We start from the raw sequence: 21,877 nt of genomic DNA, 5'->3' as shown, positions 1-21,877 counted from the left end.
GCAACACGGGTTATCCACAGGGCCGAGCGCACAAAAAACACCGGCCGATGAGGCTGTCCGCGGTTGAGGCCAACCGAGCGCACCGAGCTGCCCATGAAGCCTGCACCGGCCCGGCCTACAGGCACAGAGCACCGAACTGGCTCGTGATGCCTGCCGCCCGCCACTGGCACAAAAAAGACGGCCGGTCAGGCCGTCTGCTGTTGGCACCGGCGGCGGCGGACGACGCCCATCCCCATAGGCGTCGCCCGCACTAACCGCCGGTCTCGGGTCGCGCCGTCCCCCAACGGCTTATGCCACCCGTCCCCAAACGTCGGCCGCGGCGATCGTTGCCGATCAACCAGTTCCCCGAACTAACGGTCCGACGTCCATTGATTACGCTAGTTGGGGCAGTCAAGGCAGACAAGCCAACTAGCTGTCTGCCATCTGTCTGCACCATCACAGTCATCGACAATTGGACGATCGGCGGATGACCTGTCCCACATCCGGCCGACCAGCTTGCCCCGATCCGAGCGTTCTGACCGATTCCGCCGGGAGCGCTCGTCAGCGCAACGGTCAGGGCTCGTCCGAGGTAGGCGCCAGATGCCGGAACGCCTGCAGGTTGGCCAGTGATTCGCCCCGCTTGACCCGCCACTCCCACTCACGCCGGATGGACGAGCCGAAGCCGATCTCGAGCATCGTGTCGAACGACTCGTCGGCGTACGTGAGGACCGACCCGAGCAGACGGTCGAGCTCGTCCTCGTCGAGGCCGCCCAGCGAGACCCGCCCGGTGAGGTAGACGTCCCCGGCCGCGTCGATCGAGAACGCGACCCCGTACATGCGGGCGTTCTTCCGCAGCAGCCAGGCCCACAGCTCCTCGTGCCGCTCGTCGGGCCGGCGCATGACGAAGGCCTCGATGCGCATCGCGTGCTCGCCGACGATCAGGTTGACCGCCGTCTTGAGCTTGTGCGTGCCGGGCAGCGTCACGACGTAAGCCCCCGGGCCGGTCGTCTCCCATTCGAGCTCGCGGTCGGTCAGCACCTTCTCGATCAGGGCGGTCACCATGCGTACGCCTCCAGGCGCTTCGCGATCAGGGCGCGGTGCTCGGTCACGGCCTCACGGTAGACGGCGAGCAGCCCTTCGGCCGTACGGTCCCATGAGAAGTCGGCAGCGTGTGCGACCGCCCCGGCCGCCAGCCGCCGGAGCAGTCGTGGCTGCGCCAGCAGGCCGTCGAGCACCCGAGCCCACTCGTACGGGTCGTGCCCGTCGACGAGCACGCCGCTCCTCTGGTGGCGTACGGCTGTGACCAGGCCACCGACCGCGGCCGCCACCACCGGCGTGCCGCACGCCTGCGCCTCCAGCGCGACCAGCCCGAACGACTCGTTGTAGGACGGCACCGCGACCAGGTCGGCACTGCGATAGAGCGCGGCCAGGCCGGCGCCGTTCTGCGGGGGCAGGAAGACGATCCGATCGCTCACGCCCAGCGAAGCGGCCAGTTCGATCAGCGCGGTCGGCCGGTCGAGCCCGCTCCCGCTGGGCCCGCCGCAGATGACGAGCCGGACATCCTCGTCGGTACGCATGCCGGCCAACGCCGAGATCAGCACGTCGGGCGCCTTGAGCGGCTGGATCCGGCCCACGAAGGCGATCACCTTGCCGTGCTCGGGCAGCCCGAACCGGGCTCGCTCGCCGGGGCCGGGCCGGAACCGGTCGAGGTCGACGCCGGGCTGCACGACCGCGGTGCGAGCCGGGTCGGCGTCGTAGTAGGCGACCAGATCTTGCGCCTCGAACCGGGTGTTGGCGACCAGCCGGTCGGACTCGGCGATCACCTGTTCCTCGCCGATCACGCGGGCCTTGGGCTCGGGGCGGTCACCGGCCGCGATCAGCCTGTTCTTGACCTTGGCCAGGGTGTGCGCGGTGTGCACGTGCGGCACGCCCCAGCGCTCGCGTGCCAGCCAGCCGACCTGGCCGGAGAGCCAGTAGTGCGAATGGATCAGGTCGTAGTGGCCCGGCGGGTGCGCCGCCTCGGCCCGCAGCACGCCGCTGGTGAAGGCGCACAGCTGCGCCGGCAGCTCCTCCTTCGACAGACCTTCGAACGGGCCCGAGGTGACGTGCCGGACGGTGACGCCGGGCGTCATCTCGACGATCGGGGGAAGATCACCGCGGGTGGCGCGGGTGAAGATCTCGACTTCGACGCCGAGGCGGGCGAGCCGCTTGGAAACCTCGACGATGTACACGTTCATGCCGCCGGCGTCGCCGGTGCCCGGCTGCTCGAGCGGGGACGTGTGAACCGAGAGGGTGGCGATGCGCCGCGGGGTCGGCCATTCTGCCACGGTTTGTCCTCCTGGTGGGGGTCACGGAGATTGTTGCGCAGTCATTAATCTTCCCCGCCTGACCGCGCTGAACCACTATGCGGCCGCTCGGGGGTGACCCAAGTCATCGGGAATCATGGGGGCATGCAGAACATCGCTGTGGTGACGGGCGCGTCGAGCGGCATCGGGGCGGCCACCGCCCGCCGGCTCGCGACCGAAGGGTTCCATGTCGTCGCGGCCGCCCGGCGGGCCGACCGCCTGGCCGCCCTGGTCGAGAAGATCGGTCCGGCGGCCACCGCGGTCGAGTGCGACGTCACGTCCGACCAGTCGGTGGCAGCGCTGGCCGCGGCCGTGGGCGAGCTCGGCGGCCCCGTCACGCTGCTGGTCAACAACGCGGGCGGGGCGATCGGGCTCGATCCGGTCGAGTCGGGTTCGACGGCCGACTGGCAGTGGATGTACGACGTCAACGTGCTGGGCACCCTCCGGATGACCCAGGCCCTGCTCCCGGCGCTGGTGGCCAGTGGCGCGGGGACGATCGTGACGGTCGGCTCGACCGCGGCGTTCACGGCCTACGAGGGCGGCGGCGGGTACACGGCGGCCAAACACGCGCAGACGGCCCTGGTCGGAACGCTGCGGCTGGAACTGTCGGGCAAGCCGGTGCGGGTCGTCGAGGTCGACCCGGGCATGGTGCGTACGGACGAGTTCTCGCTCAAGCGCTTCGGCGGCGACCAGGCCCGTGCGGATGCGATCTACGACGGCGTACGGGAACCGCTTGTGGCCGACGACATCGCGGACATCATCGCGTACGCGGCCACCCGGCCCCACCACGTGAATCTCGACCGCATCGTGGTGCGCCCGATCGCGCAGGCGGCGCAGCACAAGGTCCACCGGGAGAAGTAGTCGTGAAACCGGTCGGCGCGATCACCCGGGGGACGACGAATCCCAACCGGTTGCGTCGTGTCGACAACTACATCGCGTACCGGTGTGGTGATCTTCTGCGGAACGCGGCCGACCCGCTCGTGATCGACCTCGGTTACGGCGCCACCCCGGTCACAGCCGTCGAACTGCGGACCCGTCTGGCCGCGGCCGTCCGTCCCGACGTCACCGTGGTGGGGCTCGAGATCGATCCCGTACGGGTGGAAGCCGCCCAGCCGTACGCCGAGCCCCCGCACCTGCGGTTCCGGCGCGGCGGTTTCGAACTGGCCGGCTTGCGCCCGACGGTGGTTCGCGCGTTCAACGTGCTGCGGCAGTACCCCGAGGACACGGTGGCAGCGGCCTGGAGGGCGATGACGGAGTCCGGCGCCGTGCTGGTCGAGGGCACCTGCGACGAGCTGGGCCGGATAGCGACGTGGGTCGTGGTGGAAGCCGGCGAGCCGGGAACGCTGACCCTCTCGGCCCGGCTGCCCGATCTGGATCACCCGGCGACGTTCGCCGAGCGGCTGCCCAAGGCGCTGATCCACCACAACGTGCCGGGTGAGCAAGTGCACACGTTGCTGCAGGCCCTGGGCCGGGCCTGGGAGACCGAGGCGACGCCGTTCGGGCCGCGGCAGCGCTGGCTGGCGACCTGCCGGCGGATGCGCGCGGAGGGCTGGCCGGTGCTGGACGGCCCGGCTCGATGGCGGCTCGGCGAGCTGACCCTGCCCTACGACTCGGCCTCACCGAGCACCGAACGCAGGGTCTGAACCAGCACCTCACTGCTGAACGGCTTCTTCACCAGCAACGCGTCCTCGCCGATGAGCCCGTCGGCGACGGCGATGTCCTTGGGCAGCCCGGAGATGTAGACGACGCTCATCTCGGGCCGCAGCTGGGTGGCGGAGCGGGAGAGCTCGCCGCCCGAGACACCGGGCAGCCCCAGGTCTGTGACGAGGATGTCGATATCGCCGGGAAACTCCCGGCAGGCGGCGATGGCTTGCTGGGAGTCGCCGGCGATGAGGGTGGCGAAGCCGCGGCGCTCGAGCATCCGCCGCATGATGTCGCGCAGGTCCTCCTCGTCGTCCACAACCAGGACCGTCGGCCGCGACTCGGATGCGGGCGCCTGCGACATGGATCCTCCCGGTGGTTCTGCCTTCACGTTCCGTGCCGGTTCGCGCCTCACGCTATCGGCAGCAGGTTGCACGGTCCGGTCTTTGCCTTTGTTAGTGAGTTCACCCGCTCCGTTACGCATGCCGGGGCCGGGTTTCGGGCATCGTTGAGGATGTCCGGGAGCACCCGGGCGCTGGAAGATCGAACCGAACACTAAGGCTGTGTGGCGGAGGGCCGATTGACACCTCGTACCGCTACACACCGCCACTGAGCAAGGAGAGCGATATGTCCAGCCTGCTGTCGCCCGAGATCACCACCGTTGCTTCGATGACCGAGCGCTGCGACCGCTGCGGCGCCGCGGCCAAGCTGGTGGTCACTCTGACCAGCGGCGGCGAGCTGGCATTCTGCGGGCACCACGGGAACCGTCACCACGAGGACATCGTCAAGGTCGCCGAGCGGATCGTCCTCGAGGATGGTTACGAGTGGGCCGGAAAGTAACCGCTTGACCCGCATACGTAGCGTTATGCTCGTTTCCTCAGCTATTGAGGGGATTACGTGCATGCTGCGGCGCGTGATCTGGGCAGGCTCTCCCGTCTGACAGCGGGCTGTGCCGGCGTCGCGGTCGCCGTCTTCGGCCTCACGGCCCTGCTCATTTCACTGAAAGGCGCTCCGCCGGACGGCTTCCTCGCCGACCCGGCGGCCGCGCTCGTCCCGGCCGGACTCGCTCTGCTGTTGCAGACGATCCCGGTGCAGAGCCGGACACCCGGCCGGGTCGTGCACGGCGCCGTCGCCCTCCTCCTGCTGGCCGCGGTCGCTCTCTGCCTGGCCGCGCTGCCTCGCCACCCCGCCGGCTCCGTCGCGACACTGCTCGCGATCGCGGTGCTGGTGCTGCTCGGGCTGTTGATCCGTACGCTGGTGCGGGCCGACCGCAGGCAACGTGAGCTCGCCGGTTTCACCGACACCCTGTTCCAGTCGATGAACGAGGCCGTCATGGTGCTCGACGCCAACTATCACGTGATCGACGTGAACCGGCGCTGGCGGGAGCTCACCGGGCACGGCGCCGATGAGCCCGTACGCCTCGACCCCCCACCCGTGCCACCCACGTCCGGCGGCGACTGGCAACTTCCCCGCGTCGACGGCGGCACGGTTCCGGTGCTGGCCAGCGTGTCGCCGATCCCGGACGAGGCGGGCGCACCACGGGCGTACGTGGCGACCTACATCGACATCGCCGACCGCAAGCGGGCCGAGGAGACGCTCAGCGAGAAGGCGGCCGAGCTGGAACGGGGCAACCTCCGGCTGCGCGAGGCCAACACCCGGCTCGAAACCGCGCTGACCTTCAAGAACGACCTCACCTCGATGCTGACCCACGACGTCGCCCAACCCATCAGCTCGATCGCCAGCCTGGCCGAACTGCTCCGCGCCGACTGGGACGACCTGCCCGAGGACATCCGGCTCGAGCTCGCCACGAAGATCGACAAGAACACCCAGCGGCTGATCAAGATGATGAACGACCTGCAGCTGCTGTTCCGGCTCGACATGGGCTCGGTCACCGCGCGGCGGGCCCCGGTCCCCCTGCACGAGGTGGCCACGACGGTGGTCGCGGCGTCGACGGCCGGCCCGGCCGAGGTGCGCATCGAGATCGGCGAGGACCTGGCGGCGCTGGCCGACCGCGGTCACGTCATCGCGGTGCTGCAGAACCTGGTCACCAACGCCATCGCGTACGGGGTGTCGCCGGTGGTGATCTCGGCGGTTCGGCACGACGAACGGGTCGACTTGATCGTGCAGGACAACGGCAAGGGCATCCCGGACGAACTGCTGCCCAACCTGTTCGGCCGCTTCATGCGCGGCGCCGGCCTGGGGCTGTTCATCGTGCGGCACCTGGTCGAAGCCAACGGGGGGACGGTGCGTTACGAACACGCCGACCCGCACGGGGCCCGCCTGATCGCCACGTGGGAAGCCGCCCCCGTGTAGACGGCGGACCGCCCGCGTCGCGTGGGCGAGGCGGACGGTCCGGTGGCTTGTCGTTGTTACCAGTCGTGGGCGCTTCCGCGGTCCTCTTCGTTGATCATGCCGTCGCCCCAGGCGTCCTTCTGGTTGGGGCGGCCGCCCATCGGCGCGCTGGCGCCCCCGTCCCCGCCGGGCCGGCCGATCCGGCGCCCCGGCGCCAGCACGTCGTCGAGGTCCCGCGGGCTGCTGATGCCCGGGGCCGAGGTGATGTCGACCCGGGTGCCCATCGTGGACGCCGACATGCCGTGGTAGGGCAGGTCGGTCCGGCTGGCGTTGCTGTGCTCCCCGGCGCTGGTGCCCCAGCCCGCACCGGGATGCGCCCGGCTCCGGGTCCGGGCGGCGACGGCGGCCGGCGACGGCACGGGGCGGGCCAGGTTCTTCGTGCTGACGCCGAGGGCGCCGCTCTCGACCAGGGTCTTGAAGGTGGTCAGGTCGGACTTGAGGCGCTTGTTGAGCGACGCCTGCCCGTGCCGGTCGTTCGGCATCAGGAAGGCGATGTCGGCCTCGAGCTGGGCCACCACCTGCGTCTTGGTCTCGCCCATCGGCCGCAGCGTGATGGTCTCGGCGAGCAGCGGCCCGTCCATCGTCGCCCAGGAAACGCGCTTGTCCGGCGAACACTCGGTGATCTGCGCGTCGAACTCGCGGCGGTGCCCCTCGACCTCCATGATCCAATGGGTCCGGTCACGGCCGATCGGGGTGACCTCTTGCACGCCGCTCATGAACTGTGGGTAGTTTTCGAACGCGGCGAGCTGTTCGTACACCGTGTGCAACGGAGCACTCACCTCGATGGCCTGCTGAACCATACTCATCGCAACTCTCCCATGCCTAAGCGTTCCTCCTGCTGGCATGACTGAGAGTACGGAGACTGTTACGACAAGCGACCGGTTTCGCTCAGACCCGGCGGACGTACTGCCAGCGGCCGACCTCAGTGGCGTACCGGGCGTCACTCGCGGGGACCATCGCCACCCCAGCCGCACGGAACATCGCCACCACCCGCGGCGACGGCGACCGCCAAGCCTCGCTGACCTCGACCAGGGTGCCGGTCTCGCGGCAGGCGGTGGTCAACGCGTCGATCAGGTCGGGCCCCAGGACAGCGTCGTCCAGCCCGACCTGGGCCAGCAGGCCGAGCGGACGGGCGAGCTGGGCCGGCGCGTACCGGGAGGCGCGCTCGATGCCGCGTACGGTGGCCTTGACCAGCTCCTCGGCAACCTGGTCGGCGGTGATCTCGCCCGCGGCCAGCTGGGCGCGCACCTCCCGGGCCCCGGCCACGCCGGCGGGCTGCGGAAGACGCGAGACAGCCACCGAGAGCGCTTCGAGGGCGCTGATGTCGGGCGGCAACGCGAGCCACCCGTCGGGACGAACCACCTCGACCTCGGCCGCGATGCGCAGCGTGACCTCCGTACGCCGTTGGGCGCGGCGCACCGAGTCGGCGTAGGTGGCGAGCCAGGTCGTCTCCGGACCGACCTGGTCGGCGAAGGTGAGCCCGGCCAGCCCCATCTGGTCGGCCGCCGAGACGACCACACCGACGGCGTCCCGGCCGGCCGAGAAGCCGGTGTGCACATGCGCATCGGCCGTCAGGTCCAGCGCGTCGACGGCGCTGACCGCGCCGATGACTGATTCCCGCTCCGCGCCCACTGTCTCTCCCCGGCCTCACGTCGACGGGCTCTTCCCGTCTGACAAGAGAGTGAGGGTCTGCCGTTGACAACAGCGGTCCGCAGCCGGTGCAGTCCGGGTGCGTGCATCAGATGCGGAAGGCGCTCACCAGGTTGCGCAGGTCGTCCGCCGTACGGGCCACCCCGTCCGACGCCTGCCGGGTCTGCTCGACCCCTTGCACGGCCGTGGCGCTGGCGCTCGCCACCTCCGAGATGTTGTTGGCGATGCGGGCCGACCCGCCGGCCACCTCGGCGATGCTCCGGCTCATCTCGCCCGTCGTCGCCGTCTGCTCCTCGACGGCCGAGGCGATCGTCGTCTGGAACTCGTTGATCTGGCCGATGACCTCGCTGATCCGCGAGATCACCTCGACCGCGCCGCCGGTGTCCTGCTGGATCGCGGAGACTCGGGTGCCGATGTCCTCGGTCGCGCGGGCGGTCTCCTGGGCCAGGTCCTTGACCTCGCTGGCGACCACGGCGAACCCCTTGCCGGCCTCGCCCGCGCGGGCCGCCTCGATGGTGGCGTTCAGCGCCAGCAGGTTGGTCTGCTCGGCGATCGAGGTGATCAGCTTGATGACGTTGCCGATCTCGGCCGACGAGTCGCCGAGCTGGCGTACGGTCTCGGTCGCGCGCGCCGCCTCGGACACCGCGACCGCCGCGATCTGCGCCGATTCGCTGGTGTTGCGGGAGATCTCGCGGATGGCCAGGCCCATCTGCTCGGATCCGGCCGCCACCGACTGCACATTGCGGGAGATCTCGTCCGCCTCGGTCGCGGCCGCCGCGGTCTGCCGGTCGGTGTCACCGGCCGCCTGGGCGATCTGGGCGGCCACCGCCGACAGCTCACTGGACGCCCCCGCGAGGGCGTCCGCGTCCCGGCCGATCATCTCGAGCGACCCTCGGATCGACTCGAGCGCGCCGTCCAGGCCGGCCGCCATCGTGCCGAGCTCGTCGCGGCTGGTGATGCCGCTGCGCCCGGTCAGGTCACCCCGCGCCAGGGCGTCGATGACGGCCCCGAGGGTGCGCACCGGCACCAGGATCGAGCGGGCCAGCGGAATCGCCAGGCCGATCAGCAGCAGGAGCCCGACCCCGGCGACAACGATCGAGAGCGTACGGGTACGGCTGACGGTGGTGGCCATCTCGCCGTGTTCGGCGTCGACGGCGGCGGTGACCCGGTCGACCAGAGCGCCGAGCGCGTCGTCGGTGACGTTGTTGCGCTCGGCGATCTCGCCGATCCGGGTGCGCTTGTCGGTGGAGGCCACGTAAGCGGCGATGAACTCGCCGAACGCCACGAAGTCCGGGCGGTTCTGGGTGAACGTCGCCGCCATGTCATCGGTCAGCCCGCAGGACTGTACGGCGTCGGCGGCCTCGGTGGCCGACTGCACGTCGTCGACGACGTCCTGGGTCACGTCCTGCCCCAGGGCCGAGCGGTAGGCGTCCACCTTGAGCTCGCTCTGGCGGGTGTCGAGGTGGTTCAGCGCCGCCTGGCAGGTCTGCAGCTGGGAGACCGCGTAGCTCTGTTCGGCCAACCGGTTCTGCCCGCTGAGGGAGATGGCGGCGAGAGCGGCCAGCATGACGGCGCCCGCCCCCACGATCAAGGCGAGACGCTTGGCGATACCGAGTTCGGCCAACCGCGACATCGATCCCCCTTCGAAGCCGGAACAACACCACGCGAGCGGTAATGAACATCTTTCAGCTCTTCCGGCCGGAAGGGTGCGGATTCTTCGTTTTCCACCGAAACGGCGAACGCCCCGTCGCGGTGGCAACGGGGCGTTCGAGGCAATATCAGTCCGATGTGAACGGCGGTTTCATCATCTTGCTGACCGCCCGCACTTCGTCCTGTGTGGGCGAGGCAGCCTCCCGGTTCGAGGCCTGCAGCTCCCGGTACACCTCCTCGCGATGCACCTGCACGTCACGCGGAGCCTGGATGCCCAGCCGGATCACGTCTCCACGCGCTTCGAGCACGGTGATGATGACGTCGTCGCCGATCATCACGCTCTCCCCGGAGCGCCGGGTCAGTACGAGCATCGTCGGTGCCCTCCTCCATCCGTGGACGGACAGCATCGCGAGTCAGGCGCGACCGTCGACCGTACGAACGACCGCGCCGGCGAGAACGTCAGTAGACCGGGTTCATGACCGCGCGGACGGGGAACCCCGTGCCGCTGAGCACCACCTGAATGGCGCGCATGCTGTCCCGGTCGACCACGATCGGGGCCATCAGGTTGGCGGTGGTCTCGTTGGCGCCGGCCGTGATCACGGTCAGCAGCAGCAGACGGTCGGGGTCCTTCGTGTTGAGCGCGGCGAAGACCTCGGACTCGATCTCGGGCGCGTAGTCCGGGAAGAACGGCTCCGGGGGCGCCACGAGGAAGCGCAGATCCGGGTCCTCGGTCGACGTGAGCGCATAGAGCAGGCCGTCTTCGTTGAGCCGCACGAGCACGAACTCCCGGTGCGCCGGGAAGCCGGGCATCGGCACCGCCATCGTGATGGTCGGCAGACCCAGCGACGGGTCGGACATCGTGGCCTCAATCGGTCGGGTCGCGGTACGAATAGTCATGGTCACCTCAGGAAATCGATGAGCGAGGGCTGGATCACCTTGGCCGAGGCGGCCAGGGCGGCCTGATAAGACGTCTGCTGGATCTGCAATTCCATGATCGCTTTGGGCAGGTCGACATCCTCGATATCGGACAGCTGCGACGTCACGGACAGCAAGTGATCATCAGCGGACTGCTTCATCTGCGTAATCCGATTATATCGGGCGCCAACGTCCGAAAGAGTGGACTTTAGTAAATCGTGGGCCGTATCGAGGTTCCCCAGAGCTTCGTCGAGATCCGCGTCGTTGTTGCCGCGCAACGCCTTGGAGATGTCGTCGAGCACCTTGAAGAGCTGTGTGTCGCCGTCACCGAAGGCTTCCTTGCCGTTGGCCTCGATGCGAACCTTGGCGTTGGCTCCCACGGTCCGCGAGGTCGTGCCCTCGTTGCCCCGGTACACGATGTCCCCGACCGCCACAGCGCGCCCGTTCGCGACATCGTCGGCGTTCGCCGCCTCGAAAGCGACACCACCCGGCGTGGTCCCGCCGAAAACCGGCCGGCCCATGTACTTGGCATTCGCCTCGGAGACCAGAGAGTCGCGAATGTTCTCGATCTCGACGGCCAGCGCGGCGCGGGCCGAGTCGTTGTTCGCCGAGCTGAGACCCTGCAGAGTCAGATCCCGTACGCGGATGATCTGACCCGAGGCGGCGCCGAGCTTGTCCTGAATGGTTCCCAGCCAGCCCAGCCCGTCGTCGGCATTGCGCGCGTACTGCTGGGTCGCGCGCATTTCGCCGCGGAGCTGAAGTGAACTGACCGTGCCGGTCGGCGAGTCCGACGGCCGGCTCAGCTGCTTGCCGCTGGAAATCTGTTCCTGCAATTTCTGGCCGCGCGCCATGGCGCGATTCAGGTCGCCCAGCATGCGTGACTTCATGCTGGTGTCGGTGACCCTGCTGGGAATCGTCACGTTCTACCCCCTACCGCCGTGCCCGATCATCGGCCGACGAGGCCGGTGCGGTTGATGAGCTGATCGAGCATCGAGTCGATGGTGGTCAGCACACGGGAGGCCGCCTCGTACCCGCGCTGGAACGTCAGCAGGTTGGTCATCTCCTCGTCGAGGTTGACGCCCGATTCCGCCTGCCGGGAGGTGTCGATCTGATCGCGGACCGCGTCCTGGATCTCGCTGCGCCGCGCCGCCGACTGCGCCGACACGCCCAGCTGCCCGATCATCTTCTGATATGTCTGGTCCGGGCCGTTCGGGTCGGTGCCGAGCGCCGCCAGCATGTCGGCGACGTCGTTGTCGAGCGCGGGCGGGGTGCCGTTGGGATCTCCCTGCGAGAAAGCGACCTCGTCAGGGTCGGTGATCGCGACCTTGATGTCGCGCGCCGTCCAGCCGTCGGTGGCCGACCAGCCCTCGAAGAAGTCCGCGCCGGTGCCGCCATTTTTGTCATAGGCGCCCGCGTGCAGGGTGTTGACCCTGGTCGCCAGCGTTTCGGCCACGTCGTCGAGCTGCTTCTTGATGCCCGGGATGATCGAGTTCATCGTGTCGAGCATCGCCCCCATGGTGCCGCCGACCGCCGCGGGGGTGGTGGTGCCCTTCCACGTCAATTGCGCCGTGTTGGTGCCGGCTGCCCACGAGTCGAGCGTCTCCGGGCCGGACGCCTCAAGGGTGCGCGTCGAGAAGTCGCTGACCAGCGGAGACGAACCCAGATAGACGTTGATCGAGCCGTTGGCCTTCGCCTGCGTGGTTACGCCGGCCAGCTCCGCCAGTTTCATGATCGCGACATCGCGCCTGTCCTGCAGCTCGTTCGCCTCGAGACCGGAGGACTGGGCGACGACGACCTGGTTGTTCATGTCGGCGATCGACTCGGCCAGCGTGTTGACCTGATCGACGAACCCGGACATCTGAGTCGAGGCGGCAGTGAACTGGCTGTTCAGCGAGGCGTGCGCATCGTTCAGGGTGATCGCCACGGTGCGGCTCTTCTCGAGCAGCGAGGACCGGGTCGAGGCGTCCTGCCAGTTGTTGGCGACGTCGTTCCAGCCGTCCCACATGTCGTGCAGCCGGGCCTGCAACGCCGTGTCGCTCGGTTCCGCCAGCACGCTCTCGATCTGGCTGTACGCCGCAGTCTGCCTGGCGAGGTAGGCAGAGCCGGCGTGCTCGTTGCGCCCGCGTTCCTCCAGGTACACGTTGCGGCCGCGGTCCACGGAGGCCACTGTCACACCGTTGCCGACCTGGGTCGTCGTCGAGTAGATGCCGGGGTTCAGGCTGCCGGTCTGCGACTGCAGGCTCACCCGTTGCCGGGTGTATCCCTCGGTGTTGGCGTTCGCGATGTTCTGGCCCGTGATGTCCAGACCCCGGCGCTGCGCGTAGAGCGAGGTGAGCGCCGTGTTGATGCCGCTGAAGGTGCTAGCCATGTCAGATCGCCTCATCCACCAAGCTGGAGCGGCGGACGCCGCCGGAAACTGTCTGGCCCCGCGGTCCGTAGGTTTCCACAGTTTCGGCGAACGCGAGCATGGTTTCGCGAGCTGCGCGCTGGCCGGCTGTGAGCAGGTCCCGGTTGACGTCCGCCAGGGCGCTGATCTCGGACGTCAGCAGCAGGAAAGCCTTGCGGTGCTGATGCAGAAGGTCGGACCAGGGCACCGGGGCGGCGTCGGCCAGCTCCCCCAGTGACGCCTCCGGGGCAAGCCCGAGCTCGACCGCGACGTCCTGGGCGTAGGCGGCCCGGATGACCTCGGTCTGCCGGATCTGCTCCAGCACGACCTCGACCTCGCGGGTGGCGTGGCTGAGCCAGCGGGAGCGATTGGCCGCGAGGAGCAACTGCTCCTCCTCCAGCTTGAACAGCAGCATCTCGAGCAGCTCACGTGAACGCCACAGGACGCTGGCCAGGTCGGTGAGGCTCACCCTGGTCCTCCGTCTCGCCTTCGGTCGGGCTCGGCGAACCCGCTCATTCGGACACGTCGGCACGTCTGCCACGCCACTGAGGGATTTCCCCTGATCCGGTGCATTCAGGGTTCATGTGAGTTGTGCTCGTGTTTCTTCGATTTGGCCGGAAAAGGGCGAGGAAATCTCGCACACTGCTTCATGAACCGTCGGCACCGCGCCGATCGGACTGGCGTAACGCCACGGCCCCATGGATGGGCCGGCTCCAAGACCCCTCAAGGAGGAAGCACCCATGGGTCTTCGTATCAACCAGAACATCGCCGCGCAGAACGCCTACCGCAACCTGTCGGTCACCGACAGCCAGATGTCGAAGTCGCTGGAGAAGCTGTCCAGCGGTTTCCGCATCAACCGCGCGGCCGACGACGCGGCCGGCCTCTCCATCTCCGAGGGCCTGCGCGCCCAGGTCGGCGGTCTCAAGGTCGCCGTCCGCAACACTCAGGACGGCGTCAGCGTCGCCCAGACCGCTGAGGGCGCGCTGAACGAGGTCACCTCGATCCTCCAGCGCATGCGCGACCTATCGGTACAGGCGGCCAACGCGGGCGCCACCGACACGGCCGCAGCCTCCGCCGCGAACAAGGAGATGTCCCAGCTCAACGCCGAGCTGAACCGCATCGGGGAGACCACCGCGTTCGGCCAGTCGAAGCTGCTCGGCGGTAGCTTCGGCGCGACCACGAAGACTGTGGCCGGCACAGCGCAGTCCGCGAGTGACATCACGACCGCGGTCGACGCCATCAAGGCCGGAGCCGACCTCAGCTTCAACATCAGCACGGTCAGTGGCAAAAGCACGCAGAGCGACGGCGTTACTCCGCTCGCCATTCCGGTCACGATCACGGCCGAGGATGTCAAGAACGTCACGACTGGCCAGGACTTCGCGGCCGTGGTGAACGCGAAGATCTCGAGTGCGCTGAAGGACAACGGGTTCCAGGGCACCGAGATCTCCATGACGGCCCGCACGAAGATGGCCGACAATGCAGGCACCACGGAGCCCATGACGTCCTTCCAGTTGCAGGGTGCCGGCGAGTTCGCCACCGACCTGTCCGCGATGGGCGTCGGTGCCACCTACGAGGACATCGCGGGCGGGAACACGGGCAAGTTCCAGGTCGGCGCCAACAAGGACGAGCGGATCAGCATCAACATCGGCGCCGTCGACGCGGAGACGCTCGGCACCGGCGTTCTCGACCTCACGAAAGACCCTGACACCGCCATCGAGGTTCTCGACAAGGCGCTTCAGTCGGTTTCTGACAGCCGGGCCTCGCTCGGTGCTGTGCAGAACCGCTTCGAGCACACCATCAACAACCTGAACGTGGCCGTCGAGAACCTGTCCGCGTCGGAGTCGCGTATCCGTGACACCGACATGGCACAGGAGATGGTGGCGTTCACCCGCTCGCAGATCCTGACCCAGGCCGGCACCTCGATGCTGTCCCAGGCCAACCAGTCCGCGCAGAACGTTCTCTCGCTGCTGCGCTAACCGAACTGCCACCCGCTCGCACTGAAATACGCTCACACGCGACCGAATAGGTAGGGGTAGCCGGCTGAAGGAGCTGGCTACCCCTGCTTCGTTTATGTGAAAGGCGGAAACCGGTGTCTACTTCGGTTGACGGCCTCGTCAGTGGCCTCAGCACCACCTCGATGATCCAGCAGTTGATGCAGGTGGAGGCCGCACCGCAGAATCGGCTCAAGTCCAAGGCCAGCACTGCGCAGACGACCGTGGACGCCTATCTGTCGGTGAAATCCAAGATGACTGCGCTGGGGAGCGCCGGCGACGCGGTCGGACAGCTGAGCACCTGGCGCGGTATCAAGGCGACCTCCAGTTCGAGCGCGGTCACCGCCACCGCCGTCACGGGCACCAACACCGCCACCGGAACCACGGTCTTCGACGTGAAGAGCCTGGCCAAGAGCCAGATCACCACAGCGAAGGTACCTGTCTCCGGCGACATCATGACCGGTGACGCGCTCACGATCGACGTGGGTCCCCTTGATGACGCAGACCCCGACAAACACAAGAGCACCACCCTCACCATCACCGACCGGAGCGCCAAGGGCGTGGCGGACGCGATCAACGCCGCCAACCTCGGGGTGAAGGCCACGCTGATCACCACCGGGGGCGGAGAAAACATCCTCCAGCTCAGCGGTGCGAAGACGGGCGCCGCCCAGGCGTTCACCATTACCGGCCTCGACCAGCTCAGCAATGGCGCGCCGATGGCGAACATCGCTACCGCGACCGACGCGCGGCTCGAGATCGGCGGTGGCGAAGCTGACGTCAACCTGGACGGTTTCGCCGACGGCTACGTCATCACCAGCAGCACCAACACCTTCAGCAACCTGATGCCCGGCGTCACCCTCACGGTGTCGAAAATCGAGGACGGCGTGACCGTGGGGGCCACGGCGGACATCGACGGCATCGCCGCCAAGTTCAAGGCTCTCGTCGACGCCGCGAACGACGCGCTCACCGAGATCGGCAGCCAGACCGCCTACAACGCGGCCACCAAGTCGGCGTCGACGCTCACCGGCGACTTCGGGGTGCGCAACATGGCGCAGACGATCCTCAGCACGATCAGCCAGGGCGTCGTGTACCCGAACCCGGACTACGACCCCAAGAAGAAGCCGGAGGATCAGCCGGGGATCGAGCCGACGCTCTCCGCCGGTTCCTACGCCCAGTTCGGCATCTCGCTCGACCAGTACGGCAAGCTGGCGTTCAATGCCGAGCAATTCAAGAAGTCGTACGCGGAGGACCCGGTCCGGATCCAGACGATCGGCACTGAGGTCGGCGGCGTCTTCGAGACGATGGCGGCCAACCAGTCGAAGAATCTTGAGGCCACGATTACCGGGCGAAAGACCGAGATCGACAACCTGAACAACCAGATCAGCAACTGGGACATCCGTCTGGCTGCCAGGAAGCTCGCGCTGCAGAAGACGTACTCCGATCTCGAGACCGCGCTGGGCAAGCTCAAGAACCAGTCCAACTGGCTCGCCGGACAGCTTTCCGGACTCTGACCACCGCCCCGACTGGCCATCGCAGGGCCTTGACCTAGGAGACCGATGAACGCGAACCCGCTCAACCGCTACCTGCAGGACTCGGTTCAGACCGCCAGTCCCGCCAAGCTGCTGACGATGCTGTACGACCGTCTGATCCTCGATCTCATGCAGGGTGAGGAGGCCATCCGGGCCGGCGAGATCGAGAACGCGCACGAGAAGCTCTCGCACGCACAGGAGATCGTCATCGAGCTGCAGGTCAGTCTCGATGTCGAGGCGTGGTCGGGCGCTCCGGGGCTGGCCAATCTCTACAGCTACCTCATCACCGAGCTGATCGGGGCCAACGTCAGCAAGGACGCCGATCGGGTGGCCGTGTGCCGAGGCTTCGTCGAGCCGCTGCGGGACGCCTGGCGAGAGGCCGCCGCGTCGGCGGTCGCCCACTGACGAGCGGAGAATCCGAGTGAGCGGGGACTGGCGGGACGCCTGGAGTGCGGCTCTGGACGAGCTCGAGATGGATGTGGCCACGGTCGAGGCGATGCTCGCCGATGAGCGGCGCCATGCGGAGACCCCGCCCGCCGATCTGTGGAAGCCGCCCACGGAGCTGGGGGCACTGCCGCTGGAGCTCAAGCCCCGGGCCGACGAGATCCTGACCCGGCAGCTCAAGGCGGCCGAGGAGATCGCCCGGCGGATGACCGCCACCCGCCAGCAGATGACGATGACCACTCGCATAGAGACCGGCGAAGCGGTCAAACGGCCCGTTTACGTCGATCGGGCCATGTAACGAGAAGCGCCCCGGAGCTCCGGGGCGCTTTTGCGTGTCGTCAGCAACCGGGCGGCAACCGTCTGACACTCAGCGGATCGGCGCGCGCGCCGAATTGCAGAGTACGAGCGACGGAACGCTCACCGGAATGCCACGGATCGGCGCCTTGGAACGACACAAGGAGCTGCTGTGTTCGACGATGTCTCGTCGTCCGCCCTGCGCGTCGCGGTCAGCGGCCTCGCCGCCCGGCAGAGCGCTATCGCGAACAATATTTCAAACATCGAAACCCCAGGCTATCGGGCTCGTAAGGTTGAGTTCGAGGAGGCGTTGCGCGGCGCCGTCGCCAAGGGCCTGTCGCCGCTCGGAGTCGCTCCGCAGACCAAGGACTCGCTGGAGCCGACCCGTCTCAACGGCAGCAACGTCAACCTCGACGAGGAGACGCTCTCCCATATCGACACGACGATGCGCTACCAGCTGACCTTGCGGGCGCTGGACACCAAGTACGCGATGCTGCGCGAAGCGATCAAGGGAGCCTGACGATGAGCACTTTCAACGCCATCGGCGTCGCCGGCACTGGTGTGACCGTCTACCGCAAGTGGCTGGACGCGGTGTCCGACAACATCGCGAACATGGACAACACCAGCCGTACGTCGGAGAAGGCGTTCCAGGCCCGCTATGTCATCGCCCAGGAGGCTCAGGACGGCAACGGCGCGCAGGTGGGCGGCGTCGCGTTCGGCAGCGCGGAGGGTGTGCTGGTGCACGACCCGGACAACCCGCTCGCCGACAACCAGGGCTACGTGCGCAAGCCGGACATCGACCTCGGCTCGCAGATGGCCCAGATGATGATGGCCCAGCGCGCCTACCAGGCGAACCTGGCGGTCGTCGACAGGGCCAAGGACTCGTACACGGCAGCGATCAACCTCGGGAAGTGAGGTAGGCCATGGTCTCCCCGATCAGCCCTGTCGGCAGCCCGTTCGGCAGTGTGTCCGGCGTGTCCGGTCTCGACAAGATCACCGGCCTCGGCAATCTCGGCGGTCCCGGTGATCTCACCGGCGCCGAGAAGGCCACCGAGGCGCAGGGGCCGAACGAGAGCTTCGCCAGCCTGTTGTCGCGCGGCCTGGAGAGTGTGCAGGCCTCGCAGGCCAAGGCGAGCGACCTCGCGATCGAGGCCGCGCAGGGCACGTTGCAGGATCCGGCCCAGTACACGATGGCGGCCAACGAGGCCCAGCTCGGCCTCCAGCTCACGCTCGCCGTCCGCAACAAGGCCGTGGAAGCTTTCCAGGAAATCATGAGGATGCAGGCCTGAGATGACCGACCGCCTTCCCGCTCCGGTTCGCCGCGTCACGGACACGTTCCGGTCCTTCACCCCGGGACAGAAGGCCGTCACGATCGCGGCGGTGATCGCTCTTGTGGTGGGCGCCTACTTCTTCGCGACGTGGGCGTCGAAACCGTCGTACTCCATCCTGTTCAACAACCTGTCGTCCAAGGACGCCAGCGCGATCGTCGAGTCGCTGAAGAAGACCGGCACGAGCTACGAGCTGGCCAACGACGGTCAGACGATCCTGGTGCCGCAGGACCAGGTGAACGAGCTGCGCCTGTCGCTGAGCGGCGAGGGGCTGCCGGGCGACGCCGGCACCGGTTACGCGCTTCTCGACCAGCAGGGCATCACCACCAGCGACTTCATGCAGCAGACCAACTATCAGCGGGCGCTCGAGGGCGAGCTGTCCAACACGATCAAGTCGATCGAGGGTGTCGAGGCGGCCACCGTCCACCTCGTGATCCCCAAGAAGGACGTCTTCGCCGACGAGCAGGACAAGCCGACCGCCTCGGTGCTGGTGGCGTCGAGCGCCACCCAGCCGCTGAGCAGCGATCAGGTGCAAAGCATCGTGCACCTGGTGGCCTCGAGCGTCGAGGGTCTGGACCCGACACAGATCACCGTGGCGGGCGCGGACGGCAAGATCCTCTCGACCGGTGGTGGTGCGGCCATCGGCACCGGCGGCGACAGCGGCACGGACGCGCAGACCGTCGCGTTCCAGAACCGCATGAACCAGTCGATTCAGAACATGCTGGACAGCGTGGTGGGTCCGGGCAACTCGTCCGTGGTGACCACGGCGACGCTCGACTTCGACCAGACCCAGACGACCAGCAAGACCTACAACGCCGACCCGTCGGTGCCCGCGCTGTCGGAGCAGAACCAGCGGGAGGCGTACAACGGCGCCAACAACTGCGCCGGCGGCGTGCTCGGTCCCGACAACATCGCCGGCCCCGGCTGCACCACCGCCGGTGGCACCAACGGCCCGGGTCAGTACGAGAACAGCAGCAGCGTCCGGAACAACGCGGTCAACGAGGTCAACGAGGTGCGCCGGAACGCGCCCGGCGGCATCAAGAAGATGAGCGTGGCCGTCCTGCTCAACAGCGCCACGGCCGCCACCGTCGACCCGGCTCAGGTGCAGCAGCTGGTCACCGCGGCGGCCGGCATCGACACCACCCGCGGCGACACCATCGCGGTCTCGGCCATGCCGTTCGACCAGAGCGCCGCCAAGGCCGCGCAGGAGGCGTTGAGCGCCTCGTCGGCGGCCGCCGTCGAGGCCAAGCAGATGTCGATGTACAAGACCGCCGCGCTCGCCGGGCTCGTGCTGGTCCTGCTCTTCCTGGCCTGGCGGTTCAGCCGCAAGAGCAAGAAGCGGCGGGGCCTGACCCCCGAGGAGCGCAAGCACCTCGAGGACATGCAGGCGGCGCTCGAGGCACAGCGGCTGGCGGAGCTCAACCAGGCGATCCCCGCGCAGATGCTGGAGGCGGGCATGGCCATGGACGACACGAACGTGCAGGCTCGCGAGGAACGCCAGCGGGAGATCGAGCAGATGGTCAAGGATCAACCTGAGGAGATGGCGGTGCTTTTGCGCGGCTGGCTGGCCGCCGACGTGACGCACTGACGCCCCTTCGCGGCGGCCGGCTCGCACCGGCCGCCGCCACCGCCGTACGGCGGCTTGATTTCTGCTGCGGTTCCGAGGGAGTTACGCGTTGACCACACCGGCGCTCACCACCATGTCGATGACGGGCGTGCGCAAGGCCGCCATCATGCTCGTCCAGTTCGGCAAGGAACAGTCCGCCCAGATCATGTCGCAGATGTCGGAGAAGGAAGTCGAGATGATCTCGGCCGAGATCGCCCGGCTCGGCAAGCTGGAACCGACGCAGGTCGACGACGTCATGGACGAGTTCTACGCCATGGCCACCACCCGGTACGCCGGTTCGGGCGGCATGGACTACGCCCGCGAGCTGCTCGAGGCCTCGCTCGGCAAGGACCGCGCGGCGCTGATCCTGGACCGCCTCGAAGCCTCGATGAACGACATCCCGTTCAACTTCCTGAGCCACGCCGACCCCCGGCAACTGCTCTCGTACGTACAGTACGAGCACCCGCAGACGATCGCGCTGGTGCTCGCGCACATCCCCTCGGCGCTCGCCTCGTCGATCCTGGCCGGCCTCCCGCTCGAGGTGCAGACCGAGGTCGCGCACCGGATCGCGGTGATGGACCGGACATCCCCCGAGATCATCCGCCAGGTCGAGCAGGCCCTGCAGCGCAAGCTCTCGTCGGTGCTGCAACCGGACGAGCTCTCCACCGTCGGCGGTCTGCAGCCGCTGGTCGACATCATCAACCGCGCCGACCGTACGACCGAGCGACTCATCCTGGAGGCCCTGGACGCCCGCAGCCCCGAACTGGCCGAGGAGATCCGGCGCCGGATGTTCATGTTCGAGGACATCATCAGCCTCGAGGACCGCGCGGTTCAGCTGGTGCTGCGGCAGGTGGAGCCGGCCGACCTGGCCACCGCCCTCAAGGGCGTGCCCGACACCGTGCGCGACAAGGTCACCCAGAACCTGTCCGAGCGCGGCCGCGAGAACCTGCTCGAGGAGATCGACCTGCTCGGCCCGGTCAAGGTCAAGATGGTCGAGGAGGCCCAGGCGAAGATCGTCTCGGTCATCCGCTCGCTCGAGGACTCCGGCCAGATCGAGGTGCAGCGCGGTGGCGAGGCCGATGAGCTCATCGCCTGAGAACAGCCCGGTGCTGCGCGGCTCGATGGCCGAGTCGGCGTCGGCGGCCCGGTTCGCGGTCGATCTGCGTACCGGTCTGCCCAGCGACAGCAGCTCGCTCGACCGCGTCAAGCAGCAGGCCCGTACGGCGGGTTACGCCGAGGGCTGGGCGCAGGGTCAGCGCGAGGCCGCCGCGGCCGCGCAGAACGCCCAGGCCCGGGCGGCGGCGGCCGAACAGGCCCACGAGCAGCGCCGGGCCACCGCGCTGGCGCAGGCCGTCAACGCGCTGGGCCGGGCCGTCACCGAACACGAGAACCAGCTCATGCCGACCTTCGCCGAACTGCAGGAGGTGCTGCTCGCGCACGCCTTCGAGCTGGCCGAGGCGATCGTCGGGCGCAGCCTGGAAGACCCCCAAGGCCGTACGGTCGGGGCCTTGCGCCGGGCCATGGCGGCCGCGCCCGAAGCCGGGTCGATGGTCGTCAGCCTGCACCCGGACGACTATCACACGCTGGTCGGCGACGCCGGCGAGACGGATTTCGAGTACGAGGGACGCCGGGTGAGCCTGCGCCCGGACGCCTCCCTGCGGCCCGGCGACGCGGTCGCGGAGACCGGCATGGCGACGGTGGACGCCACCATCGCCGCCGCCGTCGACCGTGCCCGGGAAGCGTTGCGGCTGCTGTAGCACCCGAAGC

General features: G+C 68.3%; 25 protein-coding genes. 14 read left to right on the top strand and 11 right to left on the bottom strand.

Annotation, left to right across the window (positions count from 1 at the left end):
* Positions 1-552: 552 nt before the first annotated feature.
* Positions 553-1,041: a type III secretion system chaperone family protein gene (locus tag C8E87_RS18665; RefSeq protein ID WP_133874282.1), complete on the bottom strand. Its 489-nt coding sequence runs from the start codon at positions 1,039-1,041 to the stop codon at positions 553-555.
* A complete protein-coding gene (gene mshA / locus C8E87_RS18660) occupies positions 1,035-2,306 on the bottom strand; it encodes a D-inositol-3-phosphate glycosyltransferase (protein ID WP_133874281.1) in 1,272 nt (423 codons plus the stop codon). Before mshA ends, C8E87_RS18665 begins: the two co-directional genes overlap by 7 nt.
* 123 nt (positions 2,307-2,429) lie before the next feature.
* Between mshA and C8E87_RS18655 the strand changes: the two genes are divergently transcribed.
* Together C8E87_RS18655 and C8E87_RS18650 are read left to right on the top strand one after the other, a co-directional pair.
* Positions 2,430-3,185, top strand: a complete 756-nt coding sequence (locus tag C8E87_RS18655; RefSeq protein WP_133874280.1) for an SDR family oxidoreductase — start codon at positions 2,430-2,432, stop codon at positions 3,183-3,185.
* Between the two features lie 2 nt (positions 3,186-3,187).
* Positions 3,188-3,967 carry a class I SAM-dependent methyltransferase gene (locus C8E87_RS18650; protein ID WP_133874279.1) on the top strand — a complete coding sequence of 260 codons (780 nt, stop codon included), beginning with the start codon at positions 3,188-3,190 and terminating at the stop codon, positions 3,965-3,967.
* Here C8E87_RS18650 and C8E87_RS18645 read toward each other — a convergent pair.
* Positions 3,928-4,329, bottom strand: a complete 402-nt coding sequence (locus C8E87_RS18645; RefSeq protein ID WP_133874278.1) for a response regulator — start codon at positions 4,327-4,329, stop codon at positions 3,928-3,930. The genes C8E87_RS18650 and C8E87_RS18645 overlap by 40 nt on opposite strands.
* 263 nt (positions 4,330-4,592) lie before the next feature.
* Here C8E87_RS18645 and C8E87_RS18640 point away from each other — a divergent pair, with 263 nt between their 5' ends.
* Entirely contained in the window at positions 4,593-4,805 is a 213-nt protein-coding gene (locus C8E87_RS18640; RefSeq protein WP_133874277.1) for a DUF7455 domain-containing protein, read from the top strand.
* 57 nt (positions 4,806-4,862) lie between these two features.
* Positions 4,863-6,278 (top strand): sensor histidine kinase, encoded by a 1,416-nt coding sequence (locus C8E87_RS18635; protein ID WP_133874276.1) that lies wholly within the window; start codon positions 4,863-4,865, stop codon positions 6,276-6,278.
* 56 nt (positions 6,279-6,334) lie between these two features.
* Here the strand turns inward: C8E87_RS18635 and C8E87_RS18630 are convergent, their stop codons facing one another.
* The 8 genes from C8E87_RS18630 to C8E87_RS18595 form a co-directional block, all read right to left on the bottom strand.
* Positions 6,335-7,123, bottom strand: coding sequence for an SRPBCC family protein (locus C8E87_RS18630; protein WP_239079787.1), 789 nt, complete (start codon positions 7,121-7,123; stop codon positions 6,335-6,337).
* Positions 7,124-7,205: 82 nt separating this feature from the next.
* Positions 7,206-7,949 carry a hydrolase gene (locus tag C8E87_RS18625; RefSeq protein ID WP_133874275.1) on the bottom strand — a complete coding sequence of 248 codons (744 nt, stop codon included), beginning with the start codon at positions 7,947-7,949 and terminating at the stop codon, positions 7,206-7,208.
* 106 nt (positions 7,950-8,055) lie between these two features.
* Positions 8,056-9,600, bottom strand: a complete 1,545-nt coding sequence (locus C8E87_RS18620; RefSeq protein ID WP_133874274.1) for a methyl-accepting chemotaxis protein — start codon at positions 9,598-9,600, stop codon at positions 8,056-8,058.
* 145 nt (positions 9,601-9,745) lie between these two features.
* The gene (gene csrA, locus C8E87_RS18615) at positions 9,746-9,988 is read right to left on the bottom strand and encodes a carbon storage regulator CsrA (RefSeq protein ID WP_133874273.1); all 243 of its coding nucleotides are present in this window, start codon (positions 9,986-9,988) and stop codon (positions 9,746-9,748) included.
* An 88-nt stretch (positions 9,989-10,076) separates the two neighbouring features.
* Positions 10,077-10,514, bottom strand: a complete 438-nt coding sequence (gene fliW, locus C8E87_RS18610) for a flagellar assembly protein FliW (protein ID WP_133874272.1) — start codon at positions 10,512-10,514, stop codon at positions 10,077-10,079.
* 2 nt (positions 10,515-10,516) lie between these two features.
* A complete protein-coding gene (locus C8E87_RS18605; protein ID WP_133874271.1) occupies positions 10,517-11,452 on the bottom strand; it encodes a flagellin N-terminal helical domain-containing protein in 936 nt (311 codons plus the stop codon).
* Positions 11,453-11,478: 26 nt separating this feature from the next.
* Entirely contained in the window at positions 11,479-12,900 is a 1,422-nt protein-coding gene (gene flgK / locus C8E87_RS18600; RefSeq protein WP_133874270.1) for a flagellar hook-associated protein FlgK, read from the bottom strand.
* 1 nt (position 12,901) lies between these two features.
* Positions 12,902-13,387 (bottom strand): flagellar protein FlgN, encoded by a 486-nt coding sequence (locus C8E87_RS18595; RefSeq protein WP_133874269.1) that lies wholly within the window; start codon positions 13,385-13,387, stop codon positions 12,902-12,904.
* A gap of 271 nt (positions 13,388-13,658) precedes the next feature.
* Between C8E87_RS18595 and C8E87_RS46380 the strand changes: the two genes are divergently transcribed.
* The 10 genes from C8E87_RS46380 (at position 13,659) to C8E87_RS18545 (ending at position 21,867) form a co-directional block, all read left to right on the top strand.
* Entirely contained in the window at positions 13,659-14,894 is a 1,236-nt protein-coding gene (locus C8E87_RS46380) for a flagellin N-terminal helical domain-containing protein (protein WP_133874268.1), read from the top strand.
* 113 nt (positions 14,895-15,007) lie between these two features.
* Positions 15,008-16,420, top strand: coding sequence for a flagellar filament capping protein FliD (gene fliD, locus C8E87_RS18585; protein WP_133874267.1), 1,413 nt, complete (start codon positions 15,008-15,010; stop codon positions 16,418-16,420).
* Positions 16,421-16,465: 45 nt separating this feature from the next.
* Complete coding sequence (gene fliS, locus C8E87_RS18580; protein ID WP_133874266.1) at positions 16,466-16,843, top strand: flagellar export chaperone FliS; 378 nt, start codon at positions 16,466-16,468, stop codon at positions 16,841-16,843.
* Between the two features lie 16 nt (positions 16,844-16,859).
* A complete protein-coding gene (locus tag C8E87_RS18575) occupies positions 16,860-17,180 on the top strand; it encodes a hypothetical protein (RefSeq protein ID WP_133874265.1) in 321 nt (106 codons plus the stop codon).
* Positions 17,181-17,348: 168 nt separating this feature from the next.
* Positions 17,349-17,696, top strand: coding sequence for a flagellar basal body rod protein FlgB (locus C8E87_RS18570; protein ID WP_133874264.1), 348 nt, complete (start codon positions 17,349-17,351; stop codon positions 17,694-17,696).
* A 2-nt stretch (positions 17,697-17,698) separates the two neighbouring features.
* The gene (locus C8E87_RS18565) at positions 17,699-18,091 is read left to right on the top strand and encodes a flagellar basal body rod protein FlgC (protein WP_133874263.1); all 393 of its coding nucleotides are present in this window, start codon (positions 17,699-17,701) and stop codon (positions 18,089-18,091) included.
* A gap of 59 nt (positions 18,092-18,150) precedes the next feature.
* Positions 18,151-18,465 carry a flagellar hook-basal body complex protein FliE gene (fliE, locus tag C8E87_RS18560; RefSeq protein ID WP_239079784.1) on the top strand — a complete coding sequence of 105 codons (315 nt, stop codon included), beginning with the start codon at positions 18,151-18,153 and terminating at the stop codon, positions 18,463-18,465.
* 1 nt (position 18,466) lies between these two features.
* A complete protein-coding gene (gene fliF / locus C8E87_RS18555) occupies positions 18,467-20,092 on the top strand; it encodes a flagellar basal-body MS-ring/collar protein FliF (RefSeq protein ID WP_133874261.1) in 1,626 nt (541 codons plus the stop codon).
* A gap of 88 nt (positions 20,093-20,180) precedes the next feature.
* On the top strand, positions 20,181-21,206 hold the full coding sequence (gene fliG / locus C8E87_RS18550) for a flagellar motor switch protein FliG (RefSeq protein ID WP_133874260.1): 1,026 nt from the start codon (positions 20,181-20,183) through the stop codon (positions 21,204-21,206).
* Complete coding sequence (locus tag C8E87_RS18545; protein WP_239079783.1) at positions 21,190-21,867, top strand: FliH/SctL family protein; 678 nt, start codon at positions 21,190-21,192, stop codon at positions 21,865-21,867. The genes fliG and C8E87_RS18545 overlap by 17 nt, the downstream gene beginning before the upstream one ends.
* Positions 21,868-21,877 lie beyond the last annotated feature (10 nt).

The organism is Paractinoplanes brasiliensis (assembly GCF_004362215.1).
In the GTDB taxonomy this organism is placed as follows: Bacteria; Actinomycetota; Actinomycetes; order Mycobacteriales; family Micromonosporaceae; genus Actinoplanes; species Actinoplanes brasiliensis.
The sequence above is the reverse complement of the archived record's forward strand: the minus strand, read 5'-3'. Positions and strand labels throughout refer to the sequence as shown.